Origin of the sequence: Streptomyces calvus (assembly GCF_006782915.1) — a bacterium.
GTDB classification, from domain to species: domain Bacteria; phylum Actinomycetota; class Actinomycetes; order Streptomycetales; family Streptomycetaceae; genus Streptomyces; species Streptomyces calvus.
The window spans coordinates 458,275-477,841 of sequence record NZ_VCNP01000056.1 but is presented as its reverse complement, the minus strand read 5'-3'; the positions used below and the strand labels follow the sequence as shown (position 1 = coordinate 477,841).

The window sequence follows — 19,567 nt, the reverse complement described above, 5'->3', positions numbered from 1 at the left end:
TGGTGTTGAGGTCATGGGTTCCACGTGAGGCGTGCCCTCTTTCGGGTTGCGGCGTTCTGCTGCGGCGGGTAGCGCGCTCGCGCTGTGCCGCGTGGACGGGCGATACCCGGCTGGAACCTGTCGTGTTGTCGCCAGGCCGAGGGGCTGACGCTGGAGAGCTGGGCCGAGCGCCGCTCGACCGCCCAGGGACGGGCCGTTCGCGCACGCACCGTGCCGGCGTGCGCGAACGGCTGGAACAACACCGTGGTCGCCGCGCGACTCGGTGTCGGCACAGATACCGTGCGCCGCCGGCGCACACGGTTCCTTGCCCGGCGACCGGACGGACTCGCCGACGAGCCGCGGCCCGGGGACCGCCAGACCGATCCCGGCCCGGCGGTCCACGTCATCTGCGACAACCTCTCCGCCCACGAGGCGCCCGTGGTGCACACGTGGCTGCTCGCGCACCCCCGCTTCCAGCTCCACTTCACCCCGACCTGCTCGTCCTGGATCAACCAGGTCGAGCGGTGGTTCGCGGAGCCGGAACGACGCTGCCTCACACGCGGGGTGTTCTGCTCACTCGACGACCTCAAGACCGCACTCGAAGAGTGGATCAAGGTCTGGAACGACGATGCCGGGCCCTTCGAATGGACCAAGACCGCCGACCGGATCCTCGACCGCATCTGCCACTACTGCGACAGGATCTCCGAACCGGATCACTGGGCCTGTTCCGCCAGCGCCGTCCAGAACTGGGCCTCGTAGGTCTGGAGCAGGCGGGCGTGATCGCGCGCCCGGGTCTCGTCCAGGTCTCCCGCGTCCAGAGCCGTCCGGACCGCCGTCGTCGCGGCCTCGTCCAGCGCCGGGGCCGGCTCGGCGAAGAAGTCGAAGAACGCGCAGGCTTCCTCCGCGAAGCCGTAGTGGGTGCGCAGGGCCTCGGCGATCGTCGCGCAGTAGCCGCCCCAGGCGGAGAAGTTGGCGGTCAGCGCGAGGACGGTGTCGGCGGGTTCGGCGTTGAGGGCCAGCCAGGCGACGTACGCGGGGTAGGACTGGCAGCCGGGCAGGGGCTCGTGGGCCCGTGCGCGGGCGTCGTCCACGCCGCACGCCGCCGCGAACACCTCCAGGTGCTCCGCCGCCAGCGCCTCGCCGTCGGCCAGGGCGGTGAAGTACGCGGCGGTCTCCGGCCGGGCCGTCGACCGTTCGGCCAGGTGCAGGAAGGCGGTCCGGTCCGCCGGGATCACCCGGCGCTGTTCCAGGGCGAGCGCGGCCAGGACGGCCGGGTCCGCCTCGCCGCGGGCGATCCGCGGTACGAGGGGGTTGGAGCGCGGATCGGGCGCGAGGTCCCTGGTGGTCGTCTCCAGCAGTTCCCGGGCGGTGCGTGTCATCGCGTCCTCCGTCGCGTCGGTCACCCACCAGCGTTCCCCGGGAGCCGGGCGCGGGTAACCCGGCGGTGCCGCCCGCACCGCCGGGTCGTCGTGTGGCCGCCGCCGCGTCAGCGGATGGGCATGCCCGACAGGGTGCGGGCGATCACCAGGCGCTGGATCTCGCTCGTGCCCTCGAAGATCGTGTAGATCGCGGCGTCGCGGTGCATCCGCTCCACCGGGTACTCGCGGGTGTAGCCGTTGCCGCCGAGGATCTGGATGGCCTGGGCGGTGACCTTCTTGGCCGTCTCGCTGGCGAACAGCTTGGACATCGAGCCCTCGGCGGCCGTGAACGGCTTGCCGTTGATCGCCATCCAGGAGGCACGCCACACCAGCAGGCGGGCGGCGTCGATCTGGGTGCGCATGTCGGCGAGCTGGAAGGCGACGCCCTGGTTGTCGATGATCGGGCGCCCGAACTGCTCCCGCGTCTGGGCGTACTCCAGGGCCACCTCGTACGCGGCGCGGGCGGTGCCCACCGCCATGGCGCCGACGGCCGGGCGGGAGGCCTCGAAGGTGGCCATGGCGGCGTTCTTGACGCGCTCGCCGCCCTTCTTGGCGCGCTCGCGGGCGCGGGCCAGGCGCTCGTCCAGCTTCTCCTTGCCGCCGAGCAGGCAGGAGCCGGGGACGCGCACGTTGTCGAGGATGACCTCGGCGGTGTGCGAGGCGCGGATGCCGTGCTTCTTGAACTTCTGGCCCTGGGAGAGGCCGGGGGTGCCCGGCGGAACGATGAAGGAGGCGTGGCCCTTGGAGCCGAGCTCCGGGTCGACGACCGCGACGACGACGTGGACGTTGGCGATGCCGCCGTTGGTCGCCCAGGTCTTGGTGCCGTTGATCACCCACTCGTCCTTGGCCTCGTCGTACACCGCGCGGGTGCGCATGGAGGCCACGTCGGAGCCGGCGTCGGGCTCGGAGGAGCAGAACGCGGCGACCTTGACGTCGTTGGCGTCGCCGTACATCTGCGGGATCCAGGTGCCGATCTGCTCCTCGGTGCCGTTGGCGAGGACGCCGACGGCAGCGAGGCCGGTGCCGACGATCGACAGGGCGATGCCCGCGTCGCCCCAGAACAGCTCCTCCATCGCCATGGGTATGCCGAGGCCGGTGGCGTCGAAGTACTGCTGGGCGTAGAAGTCCAGGGAGTAGATGCCGACCTTGGCGGCCTCCTGGATGACCGGCCAGGGAGTCTCCTCACGCTCGTCCCATTCGGCGGCCGCGGGGCGGATCACATCGGCGGCGAAACCGTGCAGCCAGTCCCGGACCTCCTTCTGTTCGTCGTTGAGCTCCATGGTGAACTCGGCCATGTCCCCTCCAGCGGCGACGCACGTGCATGTTACTTGCGGTAACCCGAGTCTGTTACCGACGGGTAGGAAAAGTCAACTCCCTCGGAGGGGTCGGCATCCCGTTCGATGGGCCGGGCGACTTCAGTGTTAGTTTGCGCAGGCGTCACCGAACCAGCACGGGTGGGGAGAGCTCATGGACACCACACAGCGAACCGACCAGCAGCGGTCCGCCGACCGACGCCGGCGTGAGCTGCTGGAGGCCGCCGACCGCGTGGTGCTGCGCGACGGCCCGGGGGCTTCGATGAACGCGATCGCCGCCGAGGCCGGCATCACCAAGCCGATCCTCTACCGGCACTTCGGTGACAAGGGAGGACTCTACGCCGCTCTGGCCAAGCGGCACACCGACGCGTTGCTGGATTCGCTGCGGGCCGCGCTGGACGCCCCGGCGGACCGGCGCGAGCGGGTCGAGGCGACCCTGGACACCTACCTGTCGGCGATCGAGGCGCGCCCGCAGGTGTACCGCTTCCTGATGCACCCGGCGGAGGGATCGCCGGGCGACCAGGGCTTCGACGTCGGCAAGCACTCCGCACCGCTGCTGCGCCGGATGGGCGAGGAACTGGCCCAGGTGATCGAGGACCGGCTCGACCTCGGGCCGGGCAGCCAGCAGCTGGCCCGGGTCTGGGGGCACGGCATCGTCGGCATGATGCACGCGGCCGGCGACTGGTGGCTCGGCGAGCGGCCCTGCTCACGGGCGGAACTGGTGCGCAGCCTGGCCGACCTGCTGTGGGGCCGCCTGGCGGCGGCGGGCGACAAGGTGGGCGGGCCGGGGTTCTGAGGGCCGAGGTTCTGAGGTCCAGGGCTCCGAGGCCGGGGTTCTGGCGCCGAGGGTTCCGGCGGTGGGAGTCCGGCGGTGGGAGTCCGAGTAGCGTGACGCCGCGCCCGCGGCGGGGGCCGGGGGCCTCAGTCCTGCTGCCGGTTCCAGGAGGCGCGGCCCGCCCGGCGCATCAGCCTGCGGTGCCGCCACCCCGTCAGCCGGTCGGCGTAGATCCGGCCCTCCAGGTGGTCGCACTCGTGCTGCAGGCACCGGGCGAAGAACCCGGTGCCGTGGACGGTGACCGGTTCGCCGGTCACCGTGAAACCCTCGACGACCGCGTGGTCGTGGCGCTCCGTGCCCGCCTCCAGCCCGGGCAGCGACAGACAGCCCTCCGGGCCGCGCACCACCACCCCGTCCGCCTCGACCAGCCTCGGGTTCACCACATGGCCCAGGTGCCGGACGTCCTCGTCGTCCGGGCAGTCGTAGACGAACACCCGGAGCGGCTCGCCGATCTGGTTCGCCGCCAGTCCCACCCCCTGGGCCGCGTACATCGTCGCGAACAAGTCCTCGACCAGGCGGGCCAGTTCGGGACCGAACTCGGTGACCTCCCGGCAGGGTGCGTGCAGCACCGGGTCGCCGAGCAGGGTGAGGGGCCGCACACGTCCGTGGACGCCGGGGATGGAGCCGTGTCGCATGGCGGCAAGAGTACGGTCCCTCCGGAGAACGCCCGTCCACGACGGTGCCGCGGTTCTGGAGTGCGAACGGATCTCGATAGGCTGAGGTCCACACCACGTGGCCGTCAGGCACAGACGCGGCGCGTACGCAAGGAGGATCGAGACTTGATGGCAGGCAACTCGGACCCGCTCACGCCGCGGGCCAAGCTGGCCGTGACCGCCGGCAAGGCGGTCGCGGCGGCATCCCGCGCCGCCGGGCGCGGCAGCGGTTCGGTGATCGGCGGCCGGGTCGCGCTGAAACTCGACCCCGATCTCCTCGCCCGGCTGGCGCAGAACCTGGACTGCGTCCTGGTCTCGGCGACCAACGGCAAGACGACGACCACCCGGCTCATCGCCGAGGCGCTGCGGGCCGCGGGCCCCGTCGTCTCCAACGCCCTCGGCGCCAACATGCCGGCCGGCATCACCTCGGCGCTGGCCGGCGGCTCGGACGCGAAGTTCGGCGTCATCGAGGTCGACGAGAAGTACCTCGCGGGCGTGGCCCGGGACACCGACCCGAAGTGCATCGCGCTGCTGAACCTCTCCCGCGACCAGCTGGACCGTGCCGCCGAGACCCGCATGCTCGCCGAGAACTGGCGCGAGGGCCTGGCCGGCTCCAAGGCGGTCGTCGTCGCCAACGCCGACGACCCGCTGGTGGTGTGGGCCGCGTCGTCCTCGCCGAACGTGATCTGGGTCGCCGCCGGGCAGATGTGGAAGGACGACGCCTGGTCCTGCCCGTCGTGCGGCGGCGTGATGCAGCGCCCCGGCGACGACTGGTTCTGCGGCGAGTGCGGCTTCCGCCGGCCGACCCCGAGCTGGGCGCTCTCCGGCGACCACGTGATCGACCCGCACGGCTCCGCCTGGCCGATCCACCTGCAGCTGCCGGGCCGCGCCAACAAGGCCAACGCGGCGAGTTCCGCCGCCGTCGCCGCCGTCTTCGGCGTGCCGCCCCAGGTGGCCCTGGAGCGCATGTACCAGGTGCAGGCCGTGGCCGGCCGCTACGACGTCGTCCAGTTCGAGGGCCGTGACCTGCGCCTGCTGCTCGCCAAGAACCCGGCGGGCTGGCTGGAGACGTTCTCGCTGATCGACCCGCCGCCGACCCCGGTGATCCTGTCGGTGAACGCCCGCTCCGCCGACGGCACCGACACCTCCTGGCTGTGGGACGTCGACTACACGCGGCTGACCGGCCACCCGATCTGCGTCATCGGCGACCGCAAGCTGGACCTCGCGGTGCGCCTGGAGGTCGCCAACCAGCAGTTCCAGGTCTGCGAGGACCTCGACCAGGCGGTGCAGCTGTGCCCGCCGGGCCGCATCGAGGTCATCGCCAACTACACCGCCTTCCAGGATCTGCGCCGCCGCGTCGGCAACTGACCACGACACTCAGGGGACTTGAAGTGAGCGACAACCAGCTGCGGGTCGTGTGGATCTACCCGGACCTGCTCAGCACCTACGGCGACCAGGGCAACGTGCTCGTCGTGGAGCGCCGGGCGCGGCAGCGCGGCCTGGACGTGGCACGGCTCGACGTGCGCAGCGACCAGCCGATCCCCACCTCCGGCGACATCTACCTGATCGGCGGCGGCGAGGACCGTCCGCAGCGGCTGGCCGCCGAGCGGCTGCGCCGGGACGGCGGACTGCACCGCGCGGTGGGCAACGGAGCGATCGTGTTCTCCGTGTGCGCCGGCTACCAGATCCTCGGCCACGAGTTCATCAACGACCTCGGCCAGCGCGAGCCCGGCCTCGGCCTGCTCGACGTGGTGTCGGTGCGCGGCGAGGGCGCCCGGTGCGTGGGCGACGTACTGGCGGACATCAACCCGCAGCTCGGCCTGCCGCCGCTGACCGGGTTCGAGAACCACCAGGGCGTCACCCATCTGGGCCCCACCGCCCGCCCGTTCGCCCAGGTCCGCTTCGGCAACGGCAACGGCACCGGGGACGGCACGGAGGGCGCGTTCAACGACACCGTCTTCGGCACCTATATGCACGGCCCCGTACTCGCCCGCAACCCGCTGATCGCGGACCTGCTGCTGAAGCTGGCGCTCGACGTCAACGCGCTGCCGCCGACCGACGACCGTTGGTACGAGGCCCTGCGCAACGAGCGGATCGCGGCGGCGCAGCAGCCCGCCTGAGACGTCCGCGGCACCGCCGGCACCGCAGCGTCGGACGGGCCGTTCGAGCCCGGCCGGCCCGTCCGACGCCACCTCCGGCCGGGCTCGAACGGCCCGTCTGACGCCTCCTCCGCACAGGTGAGCGGGGTCGTCCAGCAGGCGGACGCGAGGTGCGGCGCGCCCCCCGAATGCCGCTAGGGTGGCGGGGATCGAGCCGGACAGTGCGGTCCGGTCCCGGCCCACATCGAGAAGGTTGTTTCGGGCTATGCGCATTGGTGTCCTCACGTCCGGCGGCGACTGCCCCGGCCTGAACGCCGTCATCCGGTCCGTCGTGCACCGTGCCGTCGTCGACCACGGCGACGAGGTCATCGGCTTCCGGGACGGCTGGAAGGGCCTCCTGGAGTGCGACTACCTCAAGCTCGACCTCGACGCGGTGAGCGGCATCCTCGCCCGCGGCGGCACCATCCTCGGCTCCTCCCGGGTACGTCCCGAGCACCTGCGGGACGGTGTGGAGCGGGCCAAGGGACACGTGGCGGAACTCGGCCTCGACGCGATCATCCCGATCGGCGGTGAGGGCACGCTCAAGGCGGCCCGGCTGCTGTCGGACAACGGCCTGCCGATAGTGGGCGTGCCGAAGACCATCGACAACGACATCGCCGTCACGGACGTCACCTTCGGCTTCGACACGGCCGTCGGGGTGGCGACCGAGGCGCTGGACCGGCTGAAGACCACCGCCGAGTCCCACCAGCGTGTGCTGATCGTCGAGGTCATGGGCCGGCACACCGGCTGGATCGCGCTGCACTCCGGCATGGCGGCCGGCGCGCACGCCGTGGTCGTGCCCGAGCGGCCCTTCGACATCGACGAGCTGACCGCGAAGGTCGGCGAGCGGTTCTCGGCCGGCAAGCGGTTCGCGATCGTGGTCGCCGCCGAGGGCGCCAAGCCGAAGCCCGGCACGATGGACTTCGACGAGGGCGGCAAGGACGTCTACGGCCACGAGCGGTTCGCCGGCATCGCCCGCCAGCTCTCGATCGAGCTGGAGTCGCGGCTCGGCAAGGAGGCCCGGCCGGTGATCCTCGGGCACGTGCAGCGCGGGGGGACGCCGACGGCGTACGACCGGGTGCTGGCCACGCGGTTCGGGTGGCATGCGGTGGAGGCCGTGCACCGGGGCGACTTCGGGAAGATGACGGCGCTGCGCGGGACGGACATCGTCATGGTGTCGTTGGCCCAGGCCGTGGAGACGCTGAAGACGGTGCCCGAGGCACGGTACGCGGAGGCGGAGTGCGTGCTGTGAGCCCGCGCCGCCGGTAGCGGCGCGGCAGGTCACGAGCCGTCCGCGGCGGCTCACGCAGTCCCCGCGCCCCTTCGGGACGCTTACCGCCCCCGGTGACGGATGTCGCCGGGGGCGGTTCTACCCTGGTGCGGACGGATTGCGGACAACCTGCACGAACTGGAGCCGTTGATGGATCACAGCGGGCACGGCATGACGATGGATCTGCCGCCGTTCACGCTGGGGCGAGGACTCGCCTGGTCGGCGGACCCGTTCTTCCTCATCGCCTGTCTGCTGGGCCTGGCCCTGTACGGCTGGGGCGTGGCACGCCTGGTGCGGCGCGGCGACAAGTGGCCGGTGGGACGCACCGTCGGGTTCGTCACCGGTGTGCTGAGCATCGGGCTGATGATGTGCACCAAGCTGAACGACTACGGCATGGTCATGTTCAGCGTGCACATGGTGCAGCACATGGTCATCAGCATGGTGTCGCCGATCCTGATCCTGCTCGGCGCCCCGATCACCCTGGCCCTGCGCGCACTCCCGCCGGCCGGGCGGGGGCGCAAGGGACCGCGCGAACTGCTGCTGATGCTGCTGCACAGCCGCTACATGCGGATCGTCACCCACCCGGTGTTCACCATTCCGCTGTTCATCGCGAGCCTGTACGGCCTGTACTTCACCCCGCTGTTCGACTTCCTGATGGGCTCCAGGACCGGGCACGTCGCGATGATGGTGCACTTCCTCGCCGTCGGCCTGGTCTTCTTCTGGCCGATCATGGGCGTGGACCCGGGCCCGCACCGGCCGGGCCACCTGATGCGGATGCTGGAGCTGTTCGCGGGCATGCCGTTCCACGCGTTCTTCGGCATCGCGCTGATGATGGCGTCGACCCCGATGGTCACGACCTTCCGGAACCCGCCCGCCTCGCTGGGCATCGAGGCGCTGTCCGACCAGAACGCGGCGGGCGGCATCGCCTGGGCGTTCAGCGAGATCCCCTCCGTGCTGGTGCTGCTCGCGCTGCTGTTCCAGTGGTACGCCTCGGACCAGCGGCAGGCGCGGCGCAAGGACCGCGCCGCCGACCGGGACGGTGACCGGGAACTCGAGGCGTACAACGCCTACCTGGCCTCACTGCACGCACGCGGAAACTGAATTCACGTTTTCCCGGGCCCCCTTGAACGGGCTATTCCTCCCGTAGCATGATGCGTCGGGGGAACCGCCGCCGGGGGGAGCGGTCATGGAGCGTCGCACATTCGTGCACCGGGCAGGAAAATCGGTGATTCGGAAGATCGCCGTCCTGTCGTTGTTGATTCCGATTGCCATCGGATGCGATACGGCCACACCTTTGTCCGAGGTGAAGTCGGTCGCCGCGGGGGCCGCTTCACTCGCGCCGTTCTTCGCGGAGAGCAGCGGCCTCGGACGGGACGCCGACGTGCGGTCCCGGCCGGCCCACGGCGGGCTGCAGCAAGGGGACACGCCCGGCCTGTACGGCGGAACCGGGGAGGCGAAGGCCTGTGACGTGGAGCGGCTGAAGCGGTATCTCACCGAGCCGCGCAACGGCCGCACGGCACGGGCCTGGGCCGCGGCACTCGATCTCCGCACGGATCGGATACCGGAGTTTCTCGACGGGCTCACCCCCGTTCTCCTGCGTCACGACACACTCGTGAGGAATCACGACTACAAAAAGGGAAAGGCCGTTCCCTTCAATGCGCTGCTCCAGGCGGGAAACGCGATTCTGGTCGACGAGCACGGACTTCCGGCCGTGAAGTGCTCGTGCGGAAATCCACTGCGGCCCTTCGAAGGGGACGAGCACCGGATTTCCGTGACGTTCGACGACGCGAACGAGAAGTGGAAGGGCTACGACCGTGACGAGGTCGTGGTGGTGCGGCCCGCCTCCCGGGAACTGGAGCGCATCGCACTCGTCGACGTCGACCGTCCCGGCCGGGGTCTCGAACGGCCCGTGGGGACGTCCGGTGAGCGGGACTCCGCCTTCGACACACGGAAGCGACGGACCGTGCCGAGCCTCACCGGGGCCACCTTCGGTGAGGCGAGCCGGCTGCTGACCGGGCGGGGTCTGGCGGTCGCTCACGACGGCCCGGAGCCGCCTCCGGCCGGCGCCCGGGTCACCGCGTCCGATCCGGCGGCCGGGGCCGCGCTGCCGTTCGGGGCGTACGTGAGGCTGAGCGTGGCGGAGGAGACGGACGCGGGCGGAGACACCTCCCGTCCCGTCGGGACCACTCCCCCGGCTCACCCGGACCCGCCGCGAGCGACGCGGACGCCGTCCTCACCGGACCCGTCCTCGGAGCGCCCGTCGTCCCCGTCCGGCCCCTCGTCGCCGTCGGACCGGTGGGGCCCGTCGGACCCGGCGGACCCGTCGTCGGGCCCGGACGCGCCGTCCACGCCGCCCCGGTCGCCGTCCCCGGGCTCCCCGACGTCCCCCTCACCCTCGTCCCCCTCGTCCCCCTCGTCGTCCTCGTCGTCCTCGTCGTCCTCTTCTTCGTCCACTGCCTCTTCTCCCGCCTCCACCTCCGCCTCGCCGCCGAGCGGAACCCAGGCGCCCCCGTCCACGCCCCCGCGCCCGACACCCCCACCACGCCCTTCCCACACCGGCACCGGCACCGGAGCCACACCGCCCCCGGGCGGCCCTCCGGCCGCCACCACCGCCTCGGCCACCGTCCCGGCCACCGGTGCCGCCACCACCGACGGCGGGCCGGCCGGGCGCGCCGGCCACCGGACCCAGGAGTGACCGGATGTCCTCGGAATCACCGATGTCGGGGGTGGGCCGGGTCGTCGCCGACCGCTATCTGCTGCTGAACCGGCTCGGCGGTGGCGGCATGGGACACGTCTGGCTCGCCCACGACCAGCGGCTCGCCTGCGAGGTCGCGCTCAAGGAGATCGTGTTCGGCGACCCGGCCGAGCCCGGCCAGGAACGGGAGGCCCGGGTCGCCCGGGCGCGCGCCGAGGCCCGGCACGCGGCCGGTCTGCGCGGCCATCCGCACGTGGTGACCGTGCACGACGTGCTGGAGCACGAAGGGCTGCCGTGGATCGTCATGGAGTACCTCGCGGGCGCCGTCGACCTGCGGGAACTGCTCGCCCGCGACGGTCCGCGCGCCCCCGCCGAGTGCGCCCGGATCGGACTCGCGGTGCTGGACGCGCTGACCGCGGGACACGAGCGGGGCGTGCTGCACCGGGACGTGAAGCCGGCGAACATCCTCCTCGCGCCGGACCGCACCGGCGCCCCGTACGGGCGGATCCTGCTCACCGACTACGGCATCTCCGTACGGCCCGACGCCGGCGAGACCCGCCACACCCTGGCGTCCGCGCTGGTGGGAACCGCCGGCTATCTGGCGCCGGAGCGGGCCACCGGCGGCCCGCCCACGCCCGCGGCCGACCTGTTCTCGCTCGGCTGCACCCTGTACCGGGCGGTGGAGGGCCGGGGCCCGTTCGAGCGCGAGAACCCGCTGGCGTCCCTCACCGCGGCGGTCATGGAGGACCCGCGCCCTCCGGTGCGCGCCGGAGCGCTGGAGCCGGTGCTGCGCGGGCTGCTCGCCAAGGACCCGGACCGGCGCATGACGGCGCGGGAGGCGGAGGCGGAGCTGGCCCGGATCATCACACCCCAGTCGGAGGCGTACGCGCGGCCGGAGAGCGACCTCGGGTCCGCGCCGCCCTGGGCGTCCTCCGCGCGCCCCGGGCGCCTGGCGGACACCCGCGCCGCGCCCGCCGCCGGCGCCCCGCACCGCCGTCACCGCCCGCACGCCCTGCGTGCCGCGCTCGCCGGCGGGCTGGGCCTGGTGCTGGCCCTGGGCGGTGCCTGGTACGCGCTGGCGGACCGGGAGACGGGGACCGGCACGGCGGCGGCGCCCTACGGCGAGGCCGTCGGACTGGTGACACCGCTGAGGACGGGCGACTGCGTGCTCGCGGACTGGCCCGGCGCCACCCGGTTCACCGGCACGCCCCGGCTGACCCTCGACCCGACCTGCGCCGACAAGGTGCCGGACGGGCAGGTCGTGGCGTTCGTCGGGGCCGCCTCCCCGCAGGAGGCGCGGAAGGAGGGGCCGGCCCGCTGCGAGGAGCGCACCCGCGAGCTGCGCGGCCGGCTGGCCGACGTGCGGTCGCTGGCCGTCGTACCCGCGCCGGACGGGTTCGAGGCGGCCGGGCGGCGGACCGCCTGCCTGGTGCTGGGGGCGCACGGACCGGTGTACGGGCCGCTCGGCGACCGGCGGCGGTTCGGGACGGCGTTCGCCGACACCGCGACGATGCAGCGGCGGGACTGTCTTGACGTGCGGTCCCGGCGGGAGGTGCGGCTGGTGCCGTGCGACGGCCGCTACGACGAGCAGGTGCTCGGGTTCACCCGGCTGGGCCGGGACGTCACGCTCGCCGAGGCGCGCACCGCGTCCGACGCGGCGTGCGCGCGCAAGGTGCCGCCGCGGGACTACGGCTTCGACCCGTCGGTCCACGAGGCCGGGTCGTGGACGAGCGAGGGCCCCTGGAAATCGGGCACACATGTCGTCGTGTGCACCGTAAGGAGGCAGAACGGGGGCACCATGGAGGGAGCCGAATGAGGAGGGTGTTGCGATGCCCGGTTCCACGAACGGTTCCACGTCCACGAAGACCATGGGAGGGCTCACCGTCGGCGGCCTCGTCGTCGTGACGGCCTACACGGTGGCGCTCGGCAGCAACGGCTGGCTGTGGTTCGGCTGGGTCGTGCTGGGCCTGATCACCCTCGGGATGGTCGCCACCCGCAGCACCTGAGGAGCGTTTCGGGGCGGCGGACCTCACTTCGGGGTCAGCCGCCCCGCCAGGTGCACGCCCGGCTGGTACTTCGGCAGCCGCACGGTGATCTTCATGCCCGCTCCCACGGCCGTCTCGATGACGAGGCCGTGGTCGTCGCCGTAGACCTGGCGGAGCCGGTCGTCCACGTTGGACAGTCCGATGCCGCCGGTCGGGCTGACCTCGCGGGCCAGGATGCGGCGGAGCAGGTCGGGGTCCATCCCGGCGCCGTCGTCCTCGATCACCACGAGGGCCTCCGCGCCGGTGTCCTGCGCGGTGATCTGGATGTGGCACGTGTCGGCCTTGCCCTCCAGGCCGTGCTTGACGGCGTTCTCCACCAGCGGCTGGAGGCACAGGAAGGGCAGGGCGACCGGCAGCACCTCGGGCGCGATCTGCAGGGTCACGGCGAGGCGGTCGCCGAAGCGTGCCCGTACCAGCGCCAGATAGTGGTCGATGGCGTGGAGTTCGTCGGCGAGCGTGGTGAAGTCGCCGTGCCGGCGGAACGAGTAGCGGGTGAAATCGGCGAACTCCAGCAGCAGTTCGCGGGCCCGCTCGGGGTCGGTGCGCACGAACGACGCGATCACGGCGAGCGAGTTGAAGATGAAGTGCGGGGAGATCTGCGCCCGCAGTGCCCTGATCTCCGCCTCGATGAGACGGGTGCGGGACTGGTCGAGGTCGGCGAGTTCGAGCTGGACGGAGACCCAGCGGGCCACCTCGCCCGCGGCCCGCACCAGGACCGCCGACTCACGGGGCGCGCAGGCCACGAGCGCACCGTGCACCCGGTCGTCGACGGTGAGCGGGGCCACCACGGCCCAGCGGACCGTGCAGTCGGGAGTGTCGCAGGTCAGCGGGAAGGCCTCGCCGCGGCCGGTGTCGAGGGGACCCGCAAGGCGTTCCATGATCTCGGCGCGGTGGTGGGCGCCGGCGCCGTCCCAGGCGAGGACCTGGGCGCGGTCGGTGAGGCACAGGGCGTCCGTGCCCAGCAGGGAGCGCAGTTTGCGGGCGGACTTCCCGGCGGCCTCCTCGGTGAGGCCGGCCCGCAGCGGAGGCGTGGCCAGGGAGGCGGTGTGCAGGGTCTCGAAGGTGGCGTGCTCGACGGGGCTGCCGAGCCCGGCGAGACCGGCGGGCCGGGCGGTGCGCCGGCCCAGCCAGAACCCGGCGCCCAGCAGCGGCAGTACGGCGACGAGCAGACCGGCGAGGAAACCGCTCACGTGGACACCTCCGTGCGCAGTTCCTCCGGCAGATGGAAACGGGCCAGCACCGCGGCCGTCCCGGGCGGCACCCGGCCGGGAGTGGCCAGCGACACCACGATCATGGTGAGGAAGCCCAGCGGCACCGACCACAGCGCCGGCCAGGCGAGCAGGGCGTGCAGCGGGCCCTCGCCCGGATAGCCGGTCATGGTCGCGGCGACGGCGACGAAGGCGCAGCCGCCGCCGACCAGCATCCCGGCCGCCGCGCCCGGCGGGGTGAGCCGGCGCCACCAGATGCCGAGGACGAGCAGCGGGCAGAACGACGAGGCCGACACGGCGAAGGCGAGCCCCACGGCGTCGGCCACCGCCAGACCCCCGACCAGGACGCTCGCCCCGAGCGGAACGGCCATCGCCAGCACGGTGCCGAGCCGGAAGTGCCGCACCCCGCGCGAGGGGAGCACGTCCTGGGTGAGCACGCCGGCGACGGCCATGGTGAGCCCGGAGGCCGTCGACAGGAACGCGGCGAACGCCCCGCCCGCGACCAGCGCGCCGAGCAGGTCGCCGCCCGGGCCGGCGATCATCCGGCCGGGCAGCAGCAGGACGGCGGCGTCCGCGTCCCCGGTGAGGGTCAGCTCGGGGGCGTACAGGCGGCCCAGGGCGCCGTAGACGGGCGGGAGGAGGTAGAAGGCGCCGACCAGTCCGAGGACGGCGACGGTGGTGCGGCGGGCGGCGACGCCGTGCGGGCTGGTGTAGAAGCGCACCACGACGTGCGGCAGGCCCATGGTGCCGAGGAAGGTGGCGAGGATCAGCCCGTACGTGGCGTACAGCGGGCGTTCCTCGCGGGACTCGGCCGAGGACGGCGACAGCGCGTCGGCACTGCCGCGACCGGCGGCGGGCACCTCGGCGCCCTCGGCGAACGTCAGCCGGGTGCCGCCCTCGATGCGGTGCGTGCCGGCGGGAAGTGCGAGCGCGGTGCCGTCGTGGGCGCGGCCGTCGACGGTGCCGTGCACCGTCACGGTGAGCGGGCGTTCGAGCCGCAGGTCGAGGGTGTCGTCGACGCGGACCGCCCGCTGTTCGCGGAAGGAGGCCGGCTCGTCGAAGGCGTGGCCGGGCGCGCCGTCGCTCTGCCAGGCGAGGACCAGGAAGAGGGCGGGCACGAGCAGCGCGGTGAGTTTCAGCCAGTACTGGAAGGCCTGGACGAAGGTGATGCTGCGCATGCCGCCCGCGGCGACGATGACGGTCACCACGACGGCGACGATCACCCCGCCGAGCCAGTCGGGCGCGCCGGTGAGCACCGTCAGGGTGAGGCCGGCGCCCTGCAGCTGCGGCAGCAGGTACAGCCAGCCGACGCCGACGACGAAGGCGCCCGCGAGGCGCCGCACCGCGTGCGAGGCGAGCCGCGCCTCGGCGAAGTCGGGCAGCGTGTAGGCGCCGGAGCGGCGCAGCGGGGCGGCGACGAACACCAGCAGGACCAGGTAGCCGGCGGTGTAGCCGACCGGGTACCAGAGCATGTCCGGGCCCTGGACCAGCACCAGTCCGGCGATGCCCAGGAACGAGGCGGCGGACAGGTACTCGCCGCTGATGGCGGCGGCGTTGAGGCGGGGGCCGACGGTGCGGGAGGCGACGTAGAAGTCGGAGGTGGTGCGGGAGATGCGCAGCCCGAAGGCGCCGACGAGGACGGTCGCCAGGACGACGAGCGCGACGGCGGGTACGGCGTAGCCGGAGTTCACGGTGCTGGACGTCCCCGGCTCAGCGGTCCTCGACGAGCCGCACGAAGTCGCGTTCGTTGCGTTCGGCGCGGCGCACGTACCAGCGGGCGAGCAGGACCATCGGGGGGTAGAGGCAGAAGCCGAGCACGGTCCACTCCAGGCGGCGGGCGTCCGGTGCGGCGGCGAAGACCAGGGGCAGCGGCCCGATCAGCAGCGCGAGGACGGCGAAGGCGGTGAGTCCGGTGCGCAGCTGGATGCGCATCAGGGAGCGGACGTAGGTGTGCCCGAGGGTGGTCTGCTCGTCGATCTCGGTGCGTGGCCGGTAGTAGCCGGAGGTGCGGCCGGCGCGGCGGGGCGGGCCGGTGACGATCACGCGGCGTTCGGTCGGGTCCTGGGGCATGTGTGCTCCCCTAGCTCGTGGTCCGGCGCATCAGCAGGTCCCGCAGTTCCCGCGCGTGCCGCCTGCTGACCTGGAGTTCCTCGGCGCCGACCAGGACGCTGACGGTGCCGGCGCCGAGCCGGAGTTCGCCGATGTGGCGCAGCGCGACCAGGTGGCGGCGGTGGATGCGGACGAAGCCGCGGGAGCGCCAGCGTTCCTCGAGGGTGGACAGCGGGATGCGGACCAGGTGGCTGCCACGGTCGGTGTGCAGGCGGGCGTAGTCGCCCTGGGCCTCGACGTGGGTGATGTCGTCGACGGGGACGAAGCGGGTCACGCCGCCGAGTTCGACGGGGATGTGGTCGGGGTCGGGTTCGTGCACGGGGATGCGCGGGGCGGTGGTGCCGCGCTGCGCGGCGGCGCGCTGTTCGGCGGCGCGCTGTTCGGCGGCGCGCCGGACCGCTTCGGCCAGCCGCTCCTTGCGGACGGGTTTGAGCACGTAGTCGACGGCCTTGAGGTCGAAGGCCTGGACGGCGAAGTCCTCGTGGGCGGTGACGAACACGATGAGCGGCGGCCGGGCGAAGCCGCCGAGCAGCCGGGCCAGGTCGAGGCCGTCCAGTCCCGGCATCTGGATGTCGAGGAAGACGACGTCGATGGCCTCCGGCCCGTCCGGGCCCGACTCCAGGGCGCGGTTGATGCGGCGCAGTGCCTCGGTGGCGTCGCCGGCGCCCTCGGCACCGGCGACGCGCGGGTCCGCGTTCAGCAGGTACAGCAGTTCCTCCAGCGAGGGACGTTCGTCGTCGACGGCGAGGGCGCGCAGCATGAAGGTGGAGTGTAGGGGTGTTTTCCGCGTCTGGACACGTGCCGGACAGCGGACGTTCCCGCCGGGGCCGTGGCCGGCCGCCGGGGCGTCGCCGCTGGATACAGTGCCCGCATGAACAGCAGGCAGGCCCCGTTCGACGAGCTCGACCGGAAGATCGTCACGGCTCTGATGGCGAACGCCAGGACGTCCTTCGCGGAGATCGGCGCGGCCATCGGACTGTCGTCGACGGCGGTCAAGCGCCGGGTGGACCGGCTGCGCGAGACCGGCGTGATCACCGGGTTCACGGCGACGGTCAAGCCGTCCGCGCTGGGCTGGCGCACGGAGGCGTACGTCGAGGTGTACTGCGAGGGCGCGGCGCCGCCGCGGCGGCTGGCGGAGGTGGTGCGCAACCATCCGGAGATCGCCGCGGCGATGACGGTGACCGGGGGCGCGGACGCGCTGCTGCACGTGCGGGCGCGGGACGTGGAGCACTTCGAGGAGGTGCTGGAGCGGATCCGCCAGGAGCCGTTCATCCGCAAGACGATCAGCGTGATGGTGCTGTCCCATCTGCTGCCCGACAGTCCTGAGGCGGGAGTGAGCCAGCCCGCGCCCGAGGGCGCATCAGACGTGCGCTGAACGGGCTGAACGCGCAGCGATCCTGCGTGAACACGCAGCTTCCGTTCCTTGTCGGGCGTCTCGGTCGGTTCCTACCGTGTAGGCACCCCCTGTAGGCACCGCATGGAAGCGGAGGAACCCCTCTGTGCCCGACTCCCGTGTGGCGTCCCTGCGGCGATACCTCGTCTGCGAACCCAGACACTTCGCCGTGCGGTACGCGATCAATCCGTGGATGCGTCCCGACCGACCCGTGGACGTCCTGCTCGCCCAGCGGCAGTGGCAGACGCTGGTCGACACCTACCGTGACCACGGTCATACCGTGGAGAACGTGAAGCCGGAGCCCGGACTGCCCGACATGGTGTTCGCCGCGAACGCGGCGGTCGTCGTGGAGGGCCGCGTCTTCGGCTCCCTGTTCCACGCGCCCGAGCGGCGCCCGGAGTCCGTGCCGTACGAGGCCTGGTTCAAGGCCGAGGGGTACGAGGTCCACCATCCCGAGTCGGTGTGCGAGGGCGAGGGCGACCTGGTGCCGGCCGGGCGCTGGATCCTCGCCGGGACCGGATTCCGCACCACCCGTGAGGCGCACCGCGAGGTGCAGGAGTACTTCGGGGTGCCGGTGATCGGCCTGACGCTGGTGGATCCGTACTTCTACCACCTGGACACGGCGCTGTTCGTGCTGGACGAGGAGAACATCGCGTACTACCCGGAGGCGTTCTCGCCGGGGAGCCGCGAGGTGCTCGCCCGGCTGTACCCGGACGCGGTGCTCGCGACCCGCGAGGACGCCATGGCGTTCGGCCTGAACTCCGTGTCCGACGGCCGCCACGTGTTCATCTCGCCGGGGGCCACGGCCCTCGCCGCCCAGCTCGCCGACCGCGGCTACGTCCCCGTCCCCGTCGACCTGTCCGAGTTCCAGAAGGCGGGCGGGGGCATCAAGTGCTGCACTCAGGAGATCCGCTCATGACCTCTGTCGTCCGTACGCGTTCGTCCGCCGAGCTGATCGGTGCGGAGGAGCCCGTCCTGGCCCACAACTACCATCCGCTGCCCGTGGTCGTCGCCCGCGCGGAGGGCACCTGGGTGGAGGACGTGGAGGGCCGGCGCTACCTCGACATGCTGGCCGGCTACTCGGCGCTGAACTTCGGGCACCGGCACCCCGCGCTGGTCGAGGCGGCGCACCGCCAGCTGGACCGGCTGACGCTCACCTCGCGCGCGTTCCACAACGACCGGCTCGCCGAGTTCGCGGAGCGGCTGGCCGCGCTGACCGGGCTGGACATGGTGCTGCCCATGAACACCGGCGCGGAGGCGGTGGAGAGCGGTGTGAAGGTGGCCCGCAAGTGGGCCTACGACGTCAAGGGCGTCCCGGCCGACCGGGCGACGATCGTGGTGGCGGCGGACAACTTTCACGGCCGGACGACGACGATCGTGAGCTTCTCCACGGACGAGGTCGCGCGTGCCGGGTTCGGCCCGTTCACGCCGGGCTTCCGGGTGGTCCCGTACAACGATCTCGCGGCGCTGGAGGCGGCGGTCGACGAGACGACGGCGGCGGTGCTGATCGAGCCGATCCAGGGCGAGGCCGGTGTGATCGTGCCGGACGACGGCTATCTGGCCGGCGTGCGGGAGCTGACGCGCCGCGAGGGCTGCCTGTTCGTCGCCGACGAGATCCAGTCGGGTCTGGGGCGCACCGGCCGCACGCTCGCGGTGGAGCACGAGTCGGTCGTGCCGGACGTGGTGCTGCTCGGCAAGGCGCTGGGCGGCGGCATCGTCCCGGTGTCGGCGGTGGTGGCCCGGCGTGAGGTGCTGGAGGTGCTGCACCCCGGTGAGCACGGCTCGACGTTCGGCGGCAATCCGCTGGCCGCGGCGGTCGGCACGGCCGTGGTGGAGCTGCTGGAGACGGGTGAGTTCCAGCGCCGGGCGGCGGAGCTGGGCGGGATCCTGCACGAGGGCCTGGAGTCGCTCGTCGGCAAGGGCGTCGCCGGCTTCCGCTGCCGTGGCCTGTGGGCGGGCGTGGACGTCGACCCCGCACTCGGCACCGGCCGGGAGATCAGTGAGCGGCTGATGCGGGAGGGCATCCTGGTCAAGGACACCCACGGCTCCACCATCCGCCTGGCCCCGCCGCTGACCATCACGGCGGAGGAGCTCCAGGGTGCCCTGCGCACGCTGGAGAAGGTCCTCCTCCAGCAGGGCTGAGGCGCGGACCGCCGCCTTGGCGGACCCGTCGGCACCCGTCGGCACCCGTCGGTCCGTCCGCCGGCGGGCGTGGCGCCGGCCTTCGTGCCCCTTGCGGGTCGTGAGGGCCGGCACCGGCCGGCCTTCGTGCCTGCGGGATCGTGAAGGCCGGCACCGGCCGGCCTTCGTCCTTCCGGGACCGTGAAGGCCGGCACCGGCCGGAACAGAATCGTTCGGCCGGTCGCACCGATCCGGCGCGCCGGGGCCGCCGCCGCGGTACCGGGTCGCGCGGCCCGTCACCCGGGTGCGGGCCGAGCGGCCGTTCACCGCCGGCGCACCTCCGGGGAGCCCTCGACGGCCTTCCCGGGTGAAGATGGACGAGAAGGTGGT

The 19,567-nt window shown here is 72.7% G+C and carries 19 protein-coding genes and 1 pseudogene; 12 read left to right on the top strand and 8 right to left on the bottom strand.

Going from position 1 to position 19,567, the window contains the following annotated elements:
• The first annotated feature begins 84 nt into the window (after positions 1-84).
• Positions 85-738: a transposase gene (locus tag FGW31_RS30450; RefSeq protein WP_411757118.1), complete on the top strand. Its 654-nt coding sequence runs from the start codon at positions 85-87 to the stop codon at positions 736-738.
• Here the strand turns inward: FGW31_RS30450 and FGW31_RS30445 are convergent.
• The gene (locus tag FGW31_RS30445; protein WP_142196765.1) at positions 693-1,358 is read right to left on the bottom strand and encodes a thiaminase II/PqqC family protein; all 666 of its coding nucleotides are present in this window, start codon (positions 1,356-1,358) and stop codon (positions 693-695) included. The genes FGW31_RS30450 and FGW31_RS30445 overlap by 46 nt on opposite strands.
• A 107-nt stretch (positions 1,359-1,465) precedes the next feature.
• The gene (locus tag FGW31_RS30440) at positions 1,466-2,692 is read right to left on the bottom strand and encodes an acyl-CoA dehydrogenase family protein (protein WP_142196764.1); all 1,227 of its coding nucleotides are present in this window, start codon (positions 2,690-2,692) and stop codon (positions 1,466-1,468) included.
• Between the two features lie 172 nt (positions 2,693-2,864).
• Between FGW31_RS30440 and FGW31_RS30435 the strand changes: the two genes are divergently transcribed.
• On the top strand, positions 2,865-3,506 hold the full coding sequence (locus FGW31_RS30435; protein WP_142196763.1) for a TetR family transcriptional regulator: 642 nt from the start codon (positions 2,865-2,867) through the stop codon (positions 3,504-3,506).
• Between the two features lie 125 nt (positions 3,507-3,631).
• On the opposite strand, the gene def is transcribed toward FGW31_RS30435, so the two are convergent.
• Positions 3,632-4,180 (bottom strand): peptide deformylase, encoded by a 549-nt coding sequence (gene def, locus FGW31_RS30430; RefSeq protein ID WP_142196762.1) that lies wholly within the window; start codon positions 4,178-4,180, stop codon positions 3,632-3,634.
• A 147-nt stretch (positions 4,181-4,327) separates the two neighbouring features.
• On the opposite strand from def, the gene FGW31_RS30425 reads away from it, so the two are divergent.
• From FGW31_RS30425 to FGW31_RS35790, 5 genes and pseudogenes are all read left to right on the top strand, one after another.
• Entirely contained in the window at positions 4,328-5,566 is a 1,239-nt protein-coding gene (locus tag FGW31_RS30425) for a Mur ligase family protein (protein WP_142196761.1), read from the top strand.
• A gap of 23 nt (positions 5,567-5,589) precedes the next feature.
• Positions 5,590-6,318, top strand: coding sequence for a type 1 glutamine amidotransferase (locus FGW31_RS30420; RefSeq protein WP_142196760.1), 729 nt, complete (start codon positions 5,590-5,592; stop codon positions 6,316-6,318).
• Between the two features lie 244 nt (positions 6,319-6,562).
• Complete coding sequence (locus tag FGW31_RS30415; protein WP_142196759.1) at positions 6,563-7,588, top strand: 6-phosphofructokinase; 1,026 nt, start codon at positions 6,563-6,565, stop codon at positions 7,586-7,588.
• Between the two features lie 168 nt (positions 7,589-7,756).
• Complete coding sequence (locus FGW31_RS30410) at positions 7,757-8,707, top strand: cytochrome c oxidase assembly protein (RefSeq protein ID WP_142196758.1); 951 nt, start codon at positions 7,757-7,759, stop codon at positions 8,705-8,707.
• 85 nt (positions 8,708-8,792) lie between these two features.
• Positions 8,793-9,734 (top strand): annotated as a pseudogene (locus tag FGW31_RS35790) (DUF6777 domain-containing protein); the annotation flags it as partial.
• A 68-nt stretch (positions 9,735-9,802) separates the two neighbouring features.
• Here FGW31_RS35790 and FGW31_RS35785 read toward each other — a convergent pair.
• Positions 9,803-10,060 (bottom strand): hypothetical protein, encoded by a 258-nt coding sequence (locus FGW31_RS35785; protein WP_233452620.1) that lies wholly within the window; start codon positions 10,058-10,060, stop codon positions 9,803-9,805.
• A 245-nt stretch (positions 10,061-10,305) separates the two neighbouring features.
• Between FGW31_RS35785 and FGW31_RS30400 the strand changes: the two genes are divergently transcribed.
• Together FGW31_RS30400 and FGW31_RS30395 are read left to right on the top strand one after the other, a co-directional pair.
• Complete coding sequence (locus FGW31_RS30400) at positions 10,306-12,117, top strand: serine/threonine-protein kinase (RefSeq protein ID WP_142196756.1); 1,812 nt, start codon at positions 10,306-10,308, stop codon at positions 12,115-12,117.
• Between the two features lie 13 nt (positions 12,118-12,130).
• Positions 12,131-12,307, top strand: coding sequence for a hypothetical protein (locus FGW31_RS30395; protein WP_142196755.1), 177 nt, complete (start codon positions 12,131-12,133; stop codon positions 12,305-12,307).
• Between the two features lie 23 nt (positions 12,308-12,330).
• Here FGW31_RS30395 and FGW31_RS30390 read toward each other — a convergent pair whose 3' ends face one another.
• The 4 genes from FGW31_RS30390 to FGW31_RS30375 are packed head-to-tail and all read right to left on the bottom strand — an operon-like array spanning position 12,331 to position 16,423.
• Positions 12,331-13,536: a sensor histidine kinase gene (locus tag FGW31_RS30390; protein ID WP_142196754.1), complete on the bottom strand. Its 1,206-nt coding sequence runs from the start codon at positions 13,534-13,536 to the stop codon at positions 12,331-12,333.
• On the bottom strand, positions 13,533-15,245 hold the full coding sequence (locus tag FGW31_RS30385; protein ID WP_142196753.1) for a sodium/solute symporter: 1,713 nt from the start codon (positions 15,243-15,245) through the stop codon (positions 13,533-13,535). The genes FGW31_RS30390 and FGW31_RS30385 overlap by 4 nt, the downstream gene beginning before the upstream one ends.
• Before the next feature lie 19 nt (positions 15,246-15,264).
• Positions 15,265-15,624, bottom strand: coding sequence for a hypothetical protein (locus FGW31_RS30380; RefSeq protein ID WP_142196752.1), 360 nt, complete (start codon positions 15,622-15,624; stop codon positions 15,265-15,267).
• Positions 15,625-15,634: 10 nt separating this feature from the next.
• Positions 15,635-16,423 carry a LytR/AlgR family response regulator transcription factor gene (locus FGW31_RS30375; protein ID WP_142196751.1) on the bottom strand — a complete coding sequence of 263 codons (789 nt, stop codon included), beginning with the start codon at positions 16,421-16,423 and terminating at the stop codon, positions 15,635-15,637.
• A gap of 111 nt (positions 16,424-16,534) precedes the next feature.
• On the opposite strand from FGW31_RS30375, the gene FGW31_RS30370 reads away from it, so the two are divergent.
• The 3 genes from FGW31_RS30370 to rocD all read left to right on the top strand — a co-directional run bounded on the left by FGW31_RS30370 (position 16,535) and on the right by rocD (position 19,198).
• Positions 16,535-17,038, top strand: a complete 504-nt coding sequence (locus tag FGW31_RS30370) for an Lrp/AsnC family transcriptional regulator (protein WP_142196750.1) — start codon at positions 16,535-16,537, stop codon at positions 17,036-17,038.
• A 124-nt stretch (positions 17,039-17,162) separates the two neighbouring features.
• Entirely contained in the window at positions 17,163-17,975 is an 813-nt protein-coding gene (gene ddaH / locus FGW31_RS30365) for a dimethylargininase (protein ID WP_142196749.1), read from the top strand.
• The gene (gene rocD, locus FGW31_RS30360) at positions 17,972-19,198 is read left to right on the top strand and encodes an ornithine--oxo-acid transaminase (RefSeq protein ID WP_142196748.1); all 1,227 of its coding nucleotides are present in this window, start codon (positions 17,972-17,974) and stop codon (positions 19,196-19,198) included. The genes ddaH and rocD overlap by 4 nt, the downstream gene beginning before the upstream one ends.
• Positions 19,199-19,567 lie beyond the last annotated feature (369 nt).